Annotated in this window: 15 protein-coding genes and 1 pseudogene; 5 read left to right on the top strand and 11 right to left on the bottom strand. The window is 57.5% G+C overall.

Going from position 1 to position 14,419, the window contains the following annotated elements:
- Positions 1–63 precede the first annotated feature (63 nt).
- A complete protein-coding gene (locus QZ487_RS03670; protein WP_285976433.1) occupies positions 64–1,275 on the bottom strand; it encodes a mechanosensitive ion channel family protein in 1,212 nt (403 codons plus the stop codon).
- A gap of 105 nt (positions 1,276–1,380) precedes the next feature.
- On the opposite strand from QZ487_RS03670, the gene QZ487_RS03665 reads away from it, so the two are divergent.
- Positions 1,381–2,085 carry a tRNA (guanosine(46)-N(7))-methyltransferase TrmB gene (locus QZ487_RS03665; protein ID WP_296023357.1) on the top strand — a complete coding sequence of 235 codons (705 nt, stop codon included), beginning with the start codon at positions 1,381–1,383 and terminating at the stop codon, positions 2,083–2,085.
- Here QZ487_RS03665 and QZ487_RS03660 read toward each other — a convergent pair.
- Positions 2,082–2,309: a hypothetical protein gene (locus QZ487_RS03660; protein WP_296024128.1), complete on the bottom strand. Its 228-nt coding sequence runs from the start codon at positions 2,307–2,309 to the stop codon at positions 2,082–2,084. The two genes, QZ487_RS03665 and QZ487_RS03660, sit on opposite strands and share 4 nt — an antisense overlap.
- Here QZ487_RS03660 and QZ487_RS03655 point away from each other — a divergent pair.
- Entirely contained in the window at positions 2,223–2,933 is a 711-nt protein-coding gene (locus tag QZ487_RS03655; RefSeq protein ID WP_285976431.1) for a DUF3592 domain-containing protein, read from the top strand. The two genes, QZ487_RS03660 and QZ487_RS03655, sit on opposite strands and share 87 nt — an antisense overlap.
- 84 nt (positions 2,934–3,017) lie before the next feature.
- On the opposite strand, the gene QZ487_RS03650 is transcribed toward QZ487_RS03655, so the two are convergent.
- Entirely contained in the window at positions 3,018–5,279 is a 2,262-nt protein-coding gene (locus QZ487_RS03650) for an NADP-dependent malic enzyme (RefSeq protein WP_296023356.1), read from the bottom strand.
- Positions 5,280–5,437: 158 nt separating this feature from the next.
- On the opposite strand from QZ487_RS03650, the gene mutS reads away from it, so the two are divergent.
- Complete coding sequence (mutS, locus tag QZ487_RS03645; protein WP_296024107.1) at positions 5,438–8,041, top strand: DNA mismatch repair protein MutS; 2,604 nt, start codon at positions 5,438–5,440, stop codon at positions 8,039–8,041.
- A gap of 26 nt (positions 8,042–8,067) precedes the next feature.
- On the top strand, positions 8,068–8,406 hold the full coding sequence (locus QZ487_RS03640; protein ID WP_296023354.1) for a hypothetical protein: 339 nt from the start codon (positions 8,068–8,070) through the stop codon (positions 8,404–8,406).
- Here QZ487_RS03640 and QZ487_RS03635 read toward each other — a convergent pair whose 3' ends face one another.
- The 4 genes from QZ487_RS03635 to gluQRS all read right to left on the bottom strand — a co-directional run bounded on the left by QZ487_RS03635 (position 8,407) and on the right by gluQRS (position 11,041).
- Positions 8,407–9,276: a 3-hydroxyacyl-CoA dehydrogenase NAD-binding domain-containing protein gene (locus tag QZ487_RS03635; protein ID WP_285976428.1), complete on the bottom strand. Its 870-nt coding sequence runs from the start codon at positions 9,274–9,276 to the stop codon at positions 8,407–8,409. It abuts the gene before it with no gap.
- A 97-nt stretch (positions 9,277–9,373) separates the two neighbouring features.
- Complete coding sequence (locus tag QZ487_RS03630) at positions 9,374–9,949, bottom strand: cob(I)yrinic acid a,c-diamide adenosyltransferase (RefSeq protein ID WP_296023353.1); 576 nt, start codon at positions 9,947–9,949, stop codon at positions 9,374–9,376.
- Between the two features lie 21 nt (positions 9,950–9,970).
- On the bottom strand, positions 9,971–10,201 hold the full coding sequence (locus QZ487_RS03625) for an HIG1 domain-containing protein (protein ID WP_296023352.1): 231 nt from the start codon (positions 10,199–10,201) through the stop codon (positions 9,971–9,973).
- Between the two features lie 12 nt (positions 10,202–10,213).
- A complete protein-coding gene (gene gluQRS / locus QZ487_RS03620; protein ID WP_296023351.1) occupies positions 10,214–11,041 on the bottom strand; it encodes a tRNA glutamyl-Q(34) synthetase GluQRS in 828 nt (275 codons plus the stop codon).
- Between the two features lie 128 nt (positions 11,042–11,169).
- Between gluQRS and QZ487_RS03615 the strand changes: the two genes are divergently transcribed.
- Complete coding sequence (locus QZ487_RS03615; protein WP_285976424.1) at positions 11,170–11,778, top strand: HNH endonuclease; 609 nt, start codon at positions 11,170–11,172, stop codon at positions 11,776–11,778.
- A gap of 157 nt (positions 11,779–11,935) precedes the next feature.
- On the opposite strand, the gene QZ487_RS03610 is transcribed toward QZ487_RS03615, so the two are convergent.
- From QZ487_RS03610 to QZ487_RS03595, 4 genes and pseudogenes are all read right to left on the bottom strand, one after another.
- A complete protein-coding gene (locus QZ487_RS03610) occupies positions 11,936–12,184 on the bottom strand; it encodes an anthrone oxygenase family protein (RefSeq protein WP_285976423.1) in 249 nt (82 codons plus the stop codon).
- A gap of 230 nt (positions 12,185–12,414) precedes the next feature.
- Positions 12,415–13,644, bottom strand: a complete 1,230-nt coding sequence (gene kynU, locus QZ487_RS03605; protein WP_296023349.1) for a kynureninase — start codon at positions 13,642–13,644, stop codon at positions 12,415–12,417.
- Positions 13,634–14,281, bottom strand: a complete 648-nt coding sequence (gene kynB, locus QZ487_RS03600) for an arylformamidase (RefSeq protein ID WP_285976421.1) — start codon at positions 14,279–14,281, stop codon at positions 13,634–13,636. The genes kynU and kynB overlap by 11 nt, the downstream gene beginning before the upstream one ends.
- Positions 14,281–14,412 (bottom strand): annotated as a pseudogene (locus QZ487_RS03595) (tryptophan 2,3-dioxygenase); the annotation flags it as partial. The gene kynB and the pseudogene QZ487_RS03595, both read right to left, overlap by 1 nt.
- Between the last annotated feature and the right edge of the window lie 7 nt (positions 14,413–14,419).

The following is a 14,419-nucleotide window of genomic DNA, read 5'->3' as shown; positions in this document are numbered from 1 at the left end:
ACAAGACGGAACTTGAGCGGCTCGCTGTCCCTGAGGGAGAGCGGGCCGTTTGCTATTCGGGTCTTAGTTAGTGAGCACGCGCTGGAAATCGGCGCCGCTCGGCTCCTGGAATATCTTCAGATCAAACTCTGGCAGGATCGCCAAGAGGTGATCGAAGATATCCGCCTGAATTCTTTCATACTCGCCCCAATTCGTAGTCGAGGTGAAGCAATAGATCTCGATCGGCAGCCCTTCCGGCCCTGGCGGTAATTGCCGAACAAGCAAAGTGAAGCCTTCATCATTGATCTCGGGATGGCTTTTCAAATAGCCGATAATGTAGGCGCGCAGAGTCCCGATATTGGTGATCCGACGCGCATTTACCGCGTCCTCGCCCGCCAATTCGCTTTCGTTCCAATCGGCGATCTCTTGCTTTTTCTTGTCCAGATAGTCGCGCAACACGCGGAAACGCTTAAGCGCGGCCACTTCGTCATCGTCCATGAAACGCACCGAATTCTGGTCGATGGTAAGCGCGCGCTTGATCCTGCGGCCCCCGGCATCGCTCATCCCGCGCCAATTGCGATAGGCATCAGAGACCAGCCTGTGCGTTGGTATAGTCGTGATGGTCTTGTCGAAGTTCTGCACCTTCACTGTGTGGAGCGAGATATCGATCACATCGCCATCAGCCTGCATGCTGGGCATTTCGATCCAGTCGCCCACGCGCAGCATGTCATTAGTCGTGAGTTGGACCGATGCAACGAGCGAGAGGATCGTGTCCTTGAACACTAACAACAGAACGGCAGTGACAGCCCCAAGGCCGGACAACAAAAGCAAAGGCGACTGATCGATCAGTACCGAGATCATGATGATCGCTGCGCCGCACAGGACAAGGATCTTTATGACCTGGATAAAGCCTTTGATCGGGCGATTCTTGGACCGTGGAAGCCGCTCGTAGAGCTCGTTTGCGTAAGCAAGAGCAAGAACGATCGCCATAGCGACAGACACCACAATCAGCGCCTGTGCGATATTCCTGACGCCATCGTAGATCTCGGCCGGCAAGTTGGGCACGTAGGCAATGCCGCGCGATATGATCAGCAATGGCGCCACTGTTGCGAGCCAGGCCGCCGCTTTGTCTATCGTTTTGGTTTTTCCGTCGAGATAGGGCTCGGCGATTCTGAGGATCACGTCTTTGAGAATATAATTGACGGTCAATGAAAGCAGCGCGAGCGCTACAAGACCAACCGCTGACTGCGCCCATGGGGCGAGCCCCGACAGATATGTAGTGATTTGTTCGAACACGCGCCGGATATAGGGACTTGCGAAGGCACCTCAACCCCTAGCCCAGCGCCCGGATCGCAAAGCCTGACTGGACAATTGGCTCGCGCTTCGCCAATCGGCTGCGCTGTGTCTGCATTCAAAGAAGGTGATCCGACGACGCTTAACCGGCTCTATGGAAGGAGTCAGGGCAAGCCGCTGCGCGCGCGCCAGCAAGGGTTGGTCGACAACCTGCTGCCGCAGATCGCAGTGCCAGCTGAAGGCCCTGTGACTAGCGAGATCCTGTTCGGACATGATCGGCCGCTACATTTCGAAATCGGATTTGGCGGCGGTGAACATCTGGCCTATCGCGCTGACCTGTTGCCTGATCACGGGTTTATCGGTGCAGAACCGTTTGTGAACGGTGTCGCGCAAGCATTGACCCATGTCGAAGAGCAAACACTTGCGAACGTGCGCTTGCATTGGGGCGATGCGCTGGACGTGCTGCAACGCATTCCGGACGGTGCGCTGACGATGATCTATCTGTTGCATCCAGACCCCTGGCCCAAGAACAAGCATGCCAAGCGCCGGATGATGAACGACGGCCCGGTGAAACTGTTTGCTGACAAACTGAAACCCGGCGGTGAATTCCGCTTCGGGACAGACCACGATGTCTATCTGCGTCACGCGCTGATGGTGATGCAGCGCCACACCGACAAATTCGAATGGCAGGTCAAAGGGCGTGACAGCTGGGAAAACCGCCCGTCGGGCTGGTGCGAGACCCGCTATGAACACAAGGCGCGTACAGTTTACGGGCACGAAGTTTGGTACTTCCGCTATCGTCGGCTGCCCTAGTTTGCGAACTGTCGTCGCAAAATCGCGCCCAAAGCCAAACGGGTAACAGGCTGTAAATTATTAGGAATTAACCCGAGAACCGGAAGGGCTGCGACATTGTTGTCCCGGCAGCCGGCAAATTCTTTGGAGTGCACGTTATGCCCAAGGTTGTCCGCTCGATCGGCAGCATATTTCTTCTGGTCGGTCTGCTTTTCGCCGGTGTCGGAGCGTGGAATTTTTGGCATTCATCCCAACTGTCAGCGAACGGCCAGCAAGCTCAAGGGCAGGTCGTGGAAATTGAGCGAAGGAGGAACAACGACGGGAAGTTCATCTACCGTCCCGTCGTCGAGTTTCGCGACAATAGCGGGGTTCGATACGAATTTGTCAGCAAGCACGGCAGCAATCCTGCCGCATTCTCTCGCGGCGAACGGGTCAAGGTTATCTATGACCCATGGGATCCATCTGATGCCATGATCGACAGCTTTTCCACCCGATTTCTGTTTCCATTGGTGATCGCGAGCTTTGGATCACTTTTTGCCGCGATTGGTGGCTGGCTAATCTATCTCCGCATCACGCATACGCGGATCATTGCCAGCCTGAAGCAGTTAGGGGTGCCGCTGCAAGCAAGCTTCCAACAATGCGAGCGCGACTACCGTACTAAAATAAACGGACGCAGCCCGTATCATGTGTTCGCACAAGCAACGCATCCTGCCACAGGTAAAATCACAAGCTTCAAGAGCCCGCCGATCTGGATCAACCTCACCTCAACTCTCGAGAATAAAGAAGTCCCAGTGCTGATCGATCCTTCGAACCCCAAACACTGTCACGTCGACCTGAGCCAGTCGGTCAGCGAAGACGAATTCGCATAGGCGCGGGTCGGTAGCAATCTCTATGCGGCTGGATGCTTTCGCACGATCCTGTCGCGGGATCTTGTGAAGTTGCCGGCTATTGGCTCAATCCACTACGCCAGCCGCAGCCAGCACCGCCAGCGTCAGCACATCCGGGGCGATTGCAGTCATCGGCGCGATCTGGACCGGTTTCTGCATGCCTACCAGCATCGGCCCGATCGTAGAGGCACCCGCCAGTTCACGCAGCAGCTTTGCAGAAAGGTTTGCCGACTGAAGGCCCGGCATCACCAACACATTGGCGGGCGCCGACAAACGGCTGAACGGATAAAGCTCCATGACCTTGGGATTGAGCGCGGCGTCTGGCGCCATCTCGCCTTCATATTCGAAGTTCGGCTTCTCTTCATCGAGAATTGAGACCGCGCCGCGAATGCTGTCGAGCCATTTGCCGGAGGGGTTGCCAAAGGTCGAATAGCTCAGGAATGCTACGCGTGGCTCATGCCCCAACCGTTGCGCCACTTTTGCGGTTTTCCTGGCGATATGGGCCAATTGTTCTGCACTCGGGCGTTCGTTGATCGTGGTATCAGCAAGGAATACGGTGTAATTCTTGCCGATCATCAGATGAATGCCGTAGGGGATCTCATCTGGCTTGGGATCAAGCACCAGGTTCACTTCGCGTGCCGTCTGAGCAAAGGTCCGCGTAAGACCCGAAATCATTGCATCGCCATGGCCCAGCGCTACGAGCAGTGCCGCGAACACATTGCGCTCCTGGTTTACCAAGCGTCCCACGTCACGTTCTGTATAGCCCCGGCGCATCAAGCGATCATAGAGATACTCGTTCATCGCCGGTACGTGCTCTGACGTTTTCGAGTTCTGGATTTCGAAACTGTCAATGTCGTCCACCGCCAGCTCTGCCAGCTTTTCTTTGACCTTTTCCGTGCGGCCAACCAGCACTGGCGTGCCATAACCGAAATCGCGGAACTGGATCGCGGCGCGCAGCACCACATCCTCTTCCGCTTCAGCGAAGACCACACGTTTCGGATTGGCTTTTGCGGTTTCATAGACCTGCGTCAGAACCGAGGTCGTGGGGTTGAGGCGCGCTTTGAGTGAATGACGGTAGGCGTCAAGATCCTCAATCGGCGCGAGTGCTACGCCTGAATCCATTGCCGCCTTGGCAACGGCCGAAGATACAACTTCCATCAAACGCGGATCGAATGGCGCGGGAATAATGTAGTCCTCGCCAAAAGCATGCGTTTCGCCATAGGCGGCAGCGACTTCCTCCGGCACAGTTTCACGCGCCAGCTGAGCAATGGCACGCGCCGCGGCAATCTTCATCTCATCATTGATCGTGGTCGCTTGCACATCGAGCGCGCCGCGGAAGATGAACGGGAATCCCAGCACATTGTTGACCTGGTTCGGGAAATCCGATCGGCCAGTGGCAATGATCGCATCAGGACGGACAGCCTTCGCCTCATCCGGCATGATCTCTGGCGTCGGGTTGGCCATGGCAAAGATGATTGGCCTGTCCGCCATCTTCTTCACCCATTCCGGCTTCAAAGCACCCGCCGCGGAAAGTCCAAGGAAGATGTCCGCTCCGCCCAGAGCTTCTTCCAGGCTGCGCGCTTCGGTTTCCACCGCATGCGCACTTTTCCATTGGTCGACATTTTCGCGCCCGGGATAAATCGGTCCGGCACGGTCACACACGATGACATTTTCGTGACGGATTCCCAGAGATTTTGCGAGCGATGTGCACGCCAGTGCCGAGGCTCCCGCCCCGTTCACAACCATCTTCACATCTTTCAGTTCGCGACCGGTCAGATGGCACGCATTGATAAGGCCGGCGGCTGAGATGATCGCCGTTCCGTGCTGGTCATCATGCATGACGGGAATATTCATCCGTTCCCGCAAGGCTTGCTCGATAATGAAGCATTCGGGCGCGGCAATATCTTCCAGGTTGATGCCGCCAAAGCTTGGCTCCATCAGAGCCACCGCTTCGATGAATTTCTGCGGATCTTCGGTGTCGAGTTCGATGTCGATAGAATCGACGTCGGCAAAGCGTTTGAACAACACCGCCTTGCCTTCCATCACCGGCTTGGAGGCGAGCGCGCCCAGATTGCCGAGACCAAGGATCGCCGTGCCGTTTGAAATTACCGCCACAAGGTTCGAACGCGCAGTGTATTTGGCCGCCAGCCGGGGGTCTGCAGCAATCGCTTCCACTGGTGCTGCCACACCGGGTGAATAGGCCAGGCTGAGATCGCGCTGCGTCGCCATCGGCTTGGACGCGATGATTTCGATTTTCCCCGGACGAATTGTCTCGTGATAGAACAGCGCTTCGCGGGTCGTAAAACTCAGTTTTTCTTTATCGGCCAAGGCCAACCTCCGTATCTGCCGCGTCCTGTAAACCAGCCAGATCAAGAGCGATAGGGGAAAGCTGCGTATCACCCGTATCGAATCGGATGGCTCCGCGTTAGGCCATGGCAATGGCCGCAACCAGAACCACTTCTCCCGGATCGGGCAAGGTTACTCCCATGATGGAGCAATATCTTGCACTAAAACGCGAAGCAGGTGGATCTCTGCTATTCTACCGCATGGGGGATTTCTTCGAGCTGTTCTTCGAAGATGCAAAGGTTGCCGCAGAAGTGCTTGATATCGCGCTCACCAGCCGGGGTGAACATGGCGGCGATCCTATCCCGATGTGCGGCGTGCCTGTGCATTCTGCAGAAGGATATCTTGCGCGGTTGATCAAGGCCGGGTGCCGCGTCGCGATAGCAGAACAAGTAGAAACGCCTGAAGAATCGAAGGCACGCGCCAAGGCCGAAGGCAGGCCTGTCAGCAAAGCTTTGGTGAAGCGCGACATCGTACGGTTTGTGACGGCAGGGACGCTGACCGAAGAGGCTTTGCTTGAGCCGCGGCGGGCTAACCTGCTGGTCGCTTTGGCAGATGTGCGCGGCACCATTGGCATTGCAAGCTGCGACATTTCGACCGGGCAAATGGTGCTGGATGAGTGCCCGCTCGAAGCCCTGGATGCAGCGCTGGCAAGACTAACCTTCAGCGAATGTGTTGTGCCTGAGGGCACCGAATTCAGTCCGAATGATGCCATCCCGCGCGCAAAATCCGAATTCGAAAGTGAGAACGGCAAAGCGAGCCTCCAGCGGGTACACGCGGTTGCGACGCTTGATGGCTTCGGTGATTTTTCTCGCGCCATGCTGGCAGCTGCAGGCGGACTGATTGAATATCTCGAACATGTCGGGCGCGGCACGCTGCCCCTGCTATTGCCCCCGCAAAAGCGCGATGCGGGACAGACCATGGCCATGGACGAAGCCACGCGTTCAAGCCTCGAGATACTCTCCAGCCAATCCGGGCAGCGCGAGGGAAGCTTGATTGGCGCGATAGATCGCTGTGTGACTGGAGCCGGAGCGCGATTGCTAGCTGAAGATCTGGCAGCGCCATTGCTTGATCGCGGTGCCATCGAAGCGCGTCTGGCACTGGTGCAGTGGCTCCATATTGATCCGCTCAATCGAGCAGAACTTCGCGAGATGATGCGTAATCTGCCAGACCTGGGGCGTGCGCTGGGCCGGATAGTCGCAGGTCGCGGCAGCCCGCGTGATATGGGACAGATCCGTAACGGGCTAAACGATGCACGGCGCATTGAACTGTTTCTGGGAAGCCAGCCAGATGTTCCAAAGCTGCTGGCAAACCTGCTGCCGCAATTGCGCGGCCACGGCGCGCTGGTGGATTTGCTGACCCGCGCGCTCGTGCATTCTCCGCCAACCGAACGCAGCAATGGCGGCTTCATCGCAGAAGGCTATGACGCATCCCTCGATGAATTGCGTGCGGTATCAGGTAATGCACGCAAGGCCATCGCGGCGATGGAAGCGCGCTATCGTGATGACACTGGCATTTCATCGCTCAAGATCAAGCACAACGGTGTGCTAGGCTATTTCATCGAAGTGCCAGCCAAGCACGGCGACGCTTTGATGGCGCCAGACAGCGGCTTTACACATCGCCAGACCATGGCCGGTGCCGTCCGTTTCAATTCAGTCGACCTGCACGAAGAGGCGAGCCGCATTGCCGAGGCTGGTGGCCATTCTTTGGCCGCTGAAGAGGCACATTTCGAAGATTTGGTCGGCGAAGTGAACGCGGCGCGAGAAGCGATCGCTCAAACCGCCGCAGCCCTTGCGCGGATCGATGTGAGCGCAAGCCAGGCTGAACGCGCAGCCGAAGGCGGTTGGTGCAAGCCCGACATCGAAGAGGATCCGGTGCTTGATATCAAAGGCGGGCGACACCCGGTAGTGGAGGCCGCGCTCTCCAAGGCAGGTGATCGCTTTGTTGCCAATGATTGCGCGCTGGCGCCGAGTGACCGGTTGTGGCTGATCGGCGGCCCCAACATGGGCGGTAAATCGACGTTCCTGCGGCAGAACGCACTGATCGTGCTACTCGCGCAGGCGGGTGGATTTGTGCCAGCCAACGCGGCAAGAATTGGCTTGGTGGATCGATTGTTCAGCCGTGTCGGTGCGTCGGATAATCTTGCGCGCGGTCGCTCAACCTTCATGGTCGAAATGGTCGAGACTGCGGCTATATTGAGCCAAGCATCGGATCGCAGCTTCGTTATTCTGGACGAGGTCGGGCGCGGAACCTCTACCTATGATGGCCTTGCACTGGCGTGGGCGGTGGTTGAAGCGGTCCACACAAATATCAAATGCCGCTGTCTGTTCGCGACACACTATCATGAGCTGGCAAGGCTGGCGGAACGATGTGAAGCACTCTCGCTGCATCATGTCCGCGCGCGCGAATACAAGGGCGACCTTGTTCTGCTGCATGAGTTGTCCGAAGGTCCGGCCGACCGCAGCTACGGCCTGGCTGTCGCGCGGCTTGCCGGGGTGCCTGACCAAGTCGTCAGCCGCGCAAAGCAAGTGCTCAAGCAGTTGGAGAAAAACCGGACGGAAACGGGCGGTTCGGCGGCTGGATTAGGCGAGTTGCCTCTTTTCGCCGCGCTGGAAGAGAGTGAGCCGGAACATCAGGAAACGCTCGTAGACCGGTTGGCAGAGATCGACATCGACTCGCTTTCCCCTCGTGAAGCTCTTGATATTCTGTATGAATTATCATCCGAAGCCAGGGCTACGAAAAGTTAACGCCCAATCGGCTATGTCTTCGTATTATGTCGAAGAGCATTTTTCAAAGTCCGAAAAAGGCGTTGATGATGGTTGGCGCGACCATGTTTGGTACCGTGATCCTGGTCGGTTCTGAAGACCGGGAGGGCGCATTGGTGCATGCGGCGGCGAGCGTCGAGAACAACGCGGCCAAGGCATCGGCGCGACAGGAGTTCAATGCAAACCCTCAGCCCATGCGGCAAGTGCAACGGTCCAGCGAAGTCATTGAAATTGATGGCTGGGCAGAGGATACCGACTTGATTGACGACACATCCGGTTTTGATCCGACCCCGGACGAATTTGATCCGGCTGATGGCGACGAATATTATCTGGAAGATGAATTTTAGCTAGCGCGTCGGAACAGGCGCCTCGCCTGTGTAGTCGTAGAAACCGCGGCCCGTCTTGCGGCCCAGCCAGCCCGCCTCGACATATTTCACCAGTAAGGGAGCCGGGCGATATTTGCTGTCACCGGTCGTTTCGTAGAGCACCTTGATAATCTCGAAGCAGGTATCCAGCCCGACAAAATCAGCGAGCTCCAGCGGCCCCATCGGGTGATTCAGGCCCAAGCGACACCCTTTGTCGATATCGGCAATGCTTGCAGTTGACTGGCCCAGAACAAACACCGCTTCGTTAATCATAGGCAGCAGGATGCGGTTCACAACAAATCCTGGTTCATCCTGACTGAGGACGACTTGCTTGCCCAGCCCTTCTGCAAAGGCGGAGATTGTCGCAGTGGTTTCCGCTGCCGTTGCCAGGCCCGGAATGACTTCGATTAGGCCCATCACCGGCACCGGATTGAAGAAGTGCAACCCGATAAAACGAGCTGGGTCGGGCAAGAAGTTCGCCATACGGGTAATTGGAATCGAACTGGTGTTGCTGGCCATGATCGCTTGCGGATCAAGAACGACACCGGCAGATTCGAAGATAGCTTTCTTGATTTCTTCGCGCTCAGTCGCGGCTTCAATGATCAAACCGGCATCAGCCATTGGTGCATAATCGGCAATAGGCGTGATCCGGGCGAGAGTGGCTTCTGCCTGGTCGATCTCGACCTTGCCGCGCCCAACCAGCTTGCCCAGCGCCTTCTCGATTGTCGCTTTGCCCGCTTCTGCCCGTGCGAGATCAACATCGGCCAGCATGACTTGCATCCCGTGCTGAGCCACGGTCTGGGCAATCCCGGTGCCCATTTGGCCTGCGCCGATTACGCCAACTGTCCGCATGATGATCAATCCCTTCGCAACTGCAGCATTTGCTATGCGAAGGCTGTTAGCGGCGGTTTTCCGGCTTGGCTAGCGCCGAGATGTCAGCGGACAAATTCTAACGGTTCGCGCCTGGCACCCATTTCACGTCATCCGCGCCATTGGCATTCAACACGCGCGCCAACACGAAAAGATAGTCTGACAGCCGGTTGATGTAGGCGACGGCCGCCGGGTTTATCGGTTCCTCAGCCGCCAAGGCGGTCACAGCACGCTCTCCGGCGCGAACCGAAGCCCGTGCCACATGCGTGCGCGCAGCCGCTTCGCTTCCGCCCGGCAAGACAAAGCTCGACAGCGGTTCCAGAGATTCATTCAATCTGTCAATTGCCTGCTCGATCCAATCGACCTGTTCCTGCGTTACGCGCAGGACCATTTCCGATGGCGCAAAATCCGCATCAGGAGCCGGCGTGGCAAGGTCGGCACCCAGATCGAACATGTCATTCTGGATCCGGAACAAAGCATCAGCATGCGCGCCTGATTCTAGAGAGGCAGCAGCCAAGCCGATCGCGCTATTCGCCTCGTCCACTTTGCCGATCGCTTCGATCCGCGAGGAAGCTTTGGCAACGCGTGACCCATCGACCAGGCCGGTCGTGCCATCATCGCCAGTTCGTGTGTATATCTTGTTGAGCTTGACCATGCGGATCGCTGAACTTTGTCGCTATTGCGAAACGGCTAGCAGAATGGCGACCAATGCCACAGCAAGCGCTTGATATTTTATACGCGCGAACATCGCCTTGTTCTGCATCAACTGCATTTCCTTGACGGTTTCGCCTTCGCCCGATTCCAGATCAATCTTGGTCGTCTTGAGAAACGCCACAACGCCGCGAACCAGCGAGAACACCACCAATGCCATCAATATGACAAGCGCAATAATCAGAATAACGTGCATATCACCTACCTACTACTCAGACAGCGAAATGCCAGCAGGAAGGTTCCCGCAAAGAAGATTATCTGCGAGTTGACGCCCATCTACTCCGGCACCGCGCAGGTCCGCGAGAGAGCGGCTGTCGCGGCGTTTCGCAAGTTTCTCTCCAGTGTCATCAAGCAACAGCTGGTGGTGATGCCAAATGGGCACGGGCAACTGTAGCAGTTCTTGCAGTACGCGGTGGATATGCGTGGAAGTGAACAGATCCGCGCCGCGCGTGACCAGCGTCACACTATCTGCCGCATCGTCCAGCGTCGCGGCCAGATGATAGCTTGCCGGGCCTTCCTTGCGCACCAGCACCACATCGCCAAATGGGCGCGGGTCAGCCACTGCGATACCAGCGATCTCGTCTTCCCAGACAATCTCTCCAACGCGCGCCATCGCCTCTTCGACATCGAGCCGCAACACCGTTTGCTTACCTTCATCTACGCGCTTGCCCTTGCAAGTTCCGGGATACACCAAGCCCTCTGGCCCAATGCGCGGCTGCAAAGCGGCAATCTCTGACCGGGTGCAGGCGCAGGGATAGAGCAGGCCCGCATCCTGCAATTGCTTTGCAGCTACTTGATAGCTGTCCAGCCGCGTCGATTGCGCCGGGACTTCTTCCCACTCCAGCCCCAACCATTCCAGATCACGGCGAAATTCGTCGGCCAGCTCGGGCTTGCTTCGCACGCCGTCGATATCCTCGATGCGCAGAAGAAACCGGCCGCCTCTTTCCTTCGCCAGATCATGCGCAATAATCGCGGACCATGCATGGCCCAGATGCAGCATGCCATTAGGGCTTGGAGCGAATCTGGTGACGACCATTGTTGACTCAAATTCCCTGCCTGCCCGCGTGTGCGTCAAATCATGCTTGTGGAAAGCGCATTTGTCACGGGGTTGACGCTTTTGTCAGCAAATGATTCTTTGCAATCAATCAGGGAGGCACGCAAACCGTGTTCAAAACCGAACTGATCGAAACTGCGGCTCACTTCCGACGGGCGGAGGAGGATCCGACACGCAATCTGTCGGCATGCCCCGCGCTGGTGCTGAATGCGGACTACACCCCGCTATCCTATTACCCGCTTAGCCTGTGGCCCTGGCAAACCGCGATCAAAGCAGTGTTCCTTGACCGGGTAGACATTGTCGCCAGCTATGAACGCGAAGTGCACTCGCCCTCGCTCGACATGAAGATTCCAAGCGTTATCGCCCTGCGACAATATGTCAGGCAAAACGAATTCCCCGCCTTCACACGTTTTAACGTGTTTCTGCGTGACAGCTTTGAATGCCAATATTGTGGCAGCGGCGACAATCTGACCTTTGACCATGTGATCCCGCGCCGCTTGGGCGGGAAGACCACTTGGGAAAACATCAGCAGCGCCTGCGCGCCGTGCAATTTGAAGAAGGGCGGGCGAACACCGCAACAGGCGCATATGCATCTGCGCGAGCGGCCGATCCGCCCGACCAGCTGGCAATTGCAGCAGCGCGGACGGCTATTCCCGCCCAACCATTTGCATGAGACCTGGCGCGATTACCTCTATTGGGACATCGAACTGGAAGAGTGATTGGTGGCGCCTGCCAATCAGTCAGTTGCGGACATCGCCAAACACCCCAGCAGTACAAGATGCGAACGGCAATCGCTGCGATCAGCAATGCGAGCGATAGGGTGCAGGCGATGGTGCGCACATGGTTCCAAACGGTCCATTTCGCGAGATAAACAGCTCACATCTCGCTGCCACCAGATCCATTTGCATCGGTCGATTCCAGGCGATTGTTCAGCGGAACATTCCCGACCACCGTAACAACGAACATGCCCAGGAAGTATAGGCCGCTTCCCGCAAGCGCCCACTGCGCGCCAGGCAAGGATGGCTCAAACAGCATCAGTACCACAAGGGCCGCTGCGGCGAGCGAGCTGCCAAAGAAGATCGGCAAGAATACCGATTTGAGGATGATCCGATTGATCGACTGCATGGCAAGCATCCCCGCCGGGGCCTCGATCGCATCACAAATGCCGAGAAGGTAAAGTAAACACCCGCCATGATACCCACCGAAATGGCGGTGAACCATAGCAGCCCATCGATGACGATTTCCATGCGATCCTCCCTAGAACTGCGGTCTGTGATTGATATCTACCAATAAGACGCGCGTAGCGCCAATCTCGTACAGTTGGCATGCATCTTTTCCGCCTCGAGATCGAATACTCAAGTCACCGCCGCTCTTTGATTGAATTCGTCGCGTTGCCATTCGCCGGTTTGCAGCACCTCGGCCAGATGACGCACGGCCTCGGCCATATCCTCGAACCGCAAGTATGCCGGCGCAAAGCCCAACCGCAAAATATCCGGATCACGGAAATCGCCGATCACGCCGCGGGCGATCAGTGCCTGACAAATGGCGTAGGCATTCTCATGCCGGAAACTGAGCTGGCTGCCACGCCTAATGCTGTCTGATGGGCTAACCAGCTCAAGCGCGATATCGCGGTCTGACAAGCATTCGAGAAAGAATTCGGACAGCGCCTGAGACTTGGCATAAAGCCGATCAACGCCAATCTCCGCGATCAGATCGACGCCCACTTCCAGCGCGGACATGGAGAGAACTTGCGGCGTGCCGCAAAGCAATCGGTCGACACCGGGCGCAGGAATGTAAGCATCGTCAAATGCAAAGGGCCGCGCATGCCCCATCCAGCCGGACAAAGGCTGGCTCAGCGTTTCATGGTGCCGCCCAGCAACGAAAGCATAGGCGGGCGCGCCGGGCCCCCCGCACAGATATTTGTACCCGCAGCCAACCGCGAAATCCGCGCCGACAGCATTAAGATCGACCGGCATCGCGCCGCCTGTGTGCGACAGATCCCAAAGCACCAGCGCGCCAGCTTCGTGCGCGGCATTGGTCAGCGCCGCCATGTCATGCATTGCGCCGCTCTTGTAGTGAACATGAGTCAGCAAAAGCAGCGCTACATCATCGTCAAATGCGTCAGCGATCTGCTCGCGCGCGGCCAGCCGTTGCTCGGCCAATCCCTGCTCCTGCAAACCCTGGATCATGTAGAGGTCAGTCGGGAAATTGCCCAGTTCGGACAGGATAACCTTGCGGCCGGGACGCATTGTGAGCGCCGCGCTGATGAGCTTGAACAGGTTTGCGGAGACGCTGTCCGCTACGATCACTTCGCTCGCGCGCGCGCCGATCATCGGGGCGATCTTTGCCCCGATCCGCTGCGGCAGATTTATCCAGCCCACCCCAAGATCAGAGGCGTTCCAGCTTCGGATCAGGCCTTCGCCCCATTCACCCGTTACGACCTGATGAACCCGCTCAACGGCCGCCTTCGGGAGCGCCCCAAGCGAGTTGCCATCAAGGTAGATCACCCCATCTGGCAGCGTGAAGCGATCACGGAAACCGTCAAGCGGGTCGGCACCATCTAGCTCACGCGCCCTATCCAGCATCTGCCAGCTCCCTTAATATCGCCCGCACCGGCGACGCATCGCCGCCCGCGATGGGCAGAGGCAGTGCGATCAGCTCGTAACGCCCGGCCGGCACGCTATCGAGCACCAAACCTTCAAGGATGCGCATATCCGCTGTGAGCACAGCCTTGTGCGCATCCATTGTCTTGGAGTTCTGCGGATCAATCGAAGGGCTGTCGATCCCGACCAATCTGACGCCGCGCGATGCGAGCTCGGTTACTGTCTCTGCCGCGATCGCGGTAAAATCCTCGCGCCATGCATCATGCGGGAATGCGTCATAGGTCCGAAACAAGATGCGCTGCGCTTCGCCCAAGTCAGGCAAAATCTCAGGCTGGATCGCGGCCCCGCAATCGCGCGCATCGACCACCAGGCACTCACCCAGATACGCGTCCAGATCGACCGATGCGATATCCGGTGACGCGGCATCATAGTGCAGCGGCGCGTCTGCGTGCGCGCCGGTATGGGTCGACATGGTAAGAGCGGATACATTGACCGGCGAACCATCCCCGATCTGCCAGGTGTCAACTTGCCCGAACGCGGTATCGCCGGGCCAAACCGGCACATCGGCGTGCAGCTTTTGGGAAATGTCCCAGATGCGTTGACGTTTTCTGGGCGACATCAGATCGCGGTCCGCACGCTAAGCAGTTCCGGGAAGAATGCCTGCTTCAGGACGCCTGCCAGATAGGGCACGCCGGGTGTGCCGCCGGTCCCCTTCTTGAAGCCGATAATGCGCTCAAGATCGAGATAGCCGGTGTAA

Source organism: uncultured Altererythrobacter sp., assembly GCF_913057185.1.
GTDB lineage: Bacteria > Pseudomonadota > Alphaproteobacteria > Sphingomonadales > Sphingomonadaceae > Erythrobacter > Erythrobacter rubellus.
The sequence above is the reverse complement of the archived record's forward strand: the minus strand, read 5'-3'. Positions and strand labels throughout refer to the sequence as shown.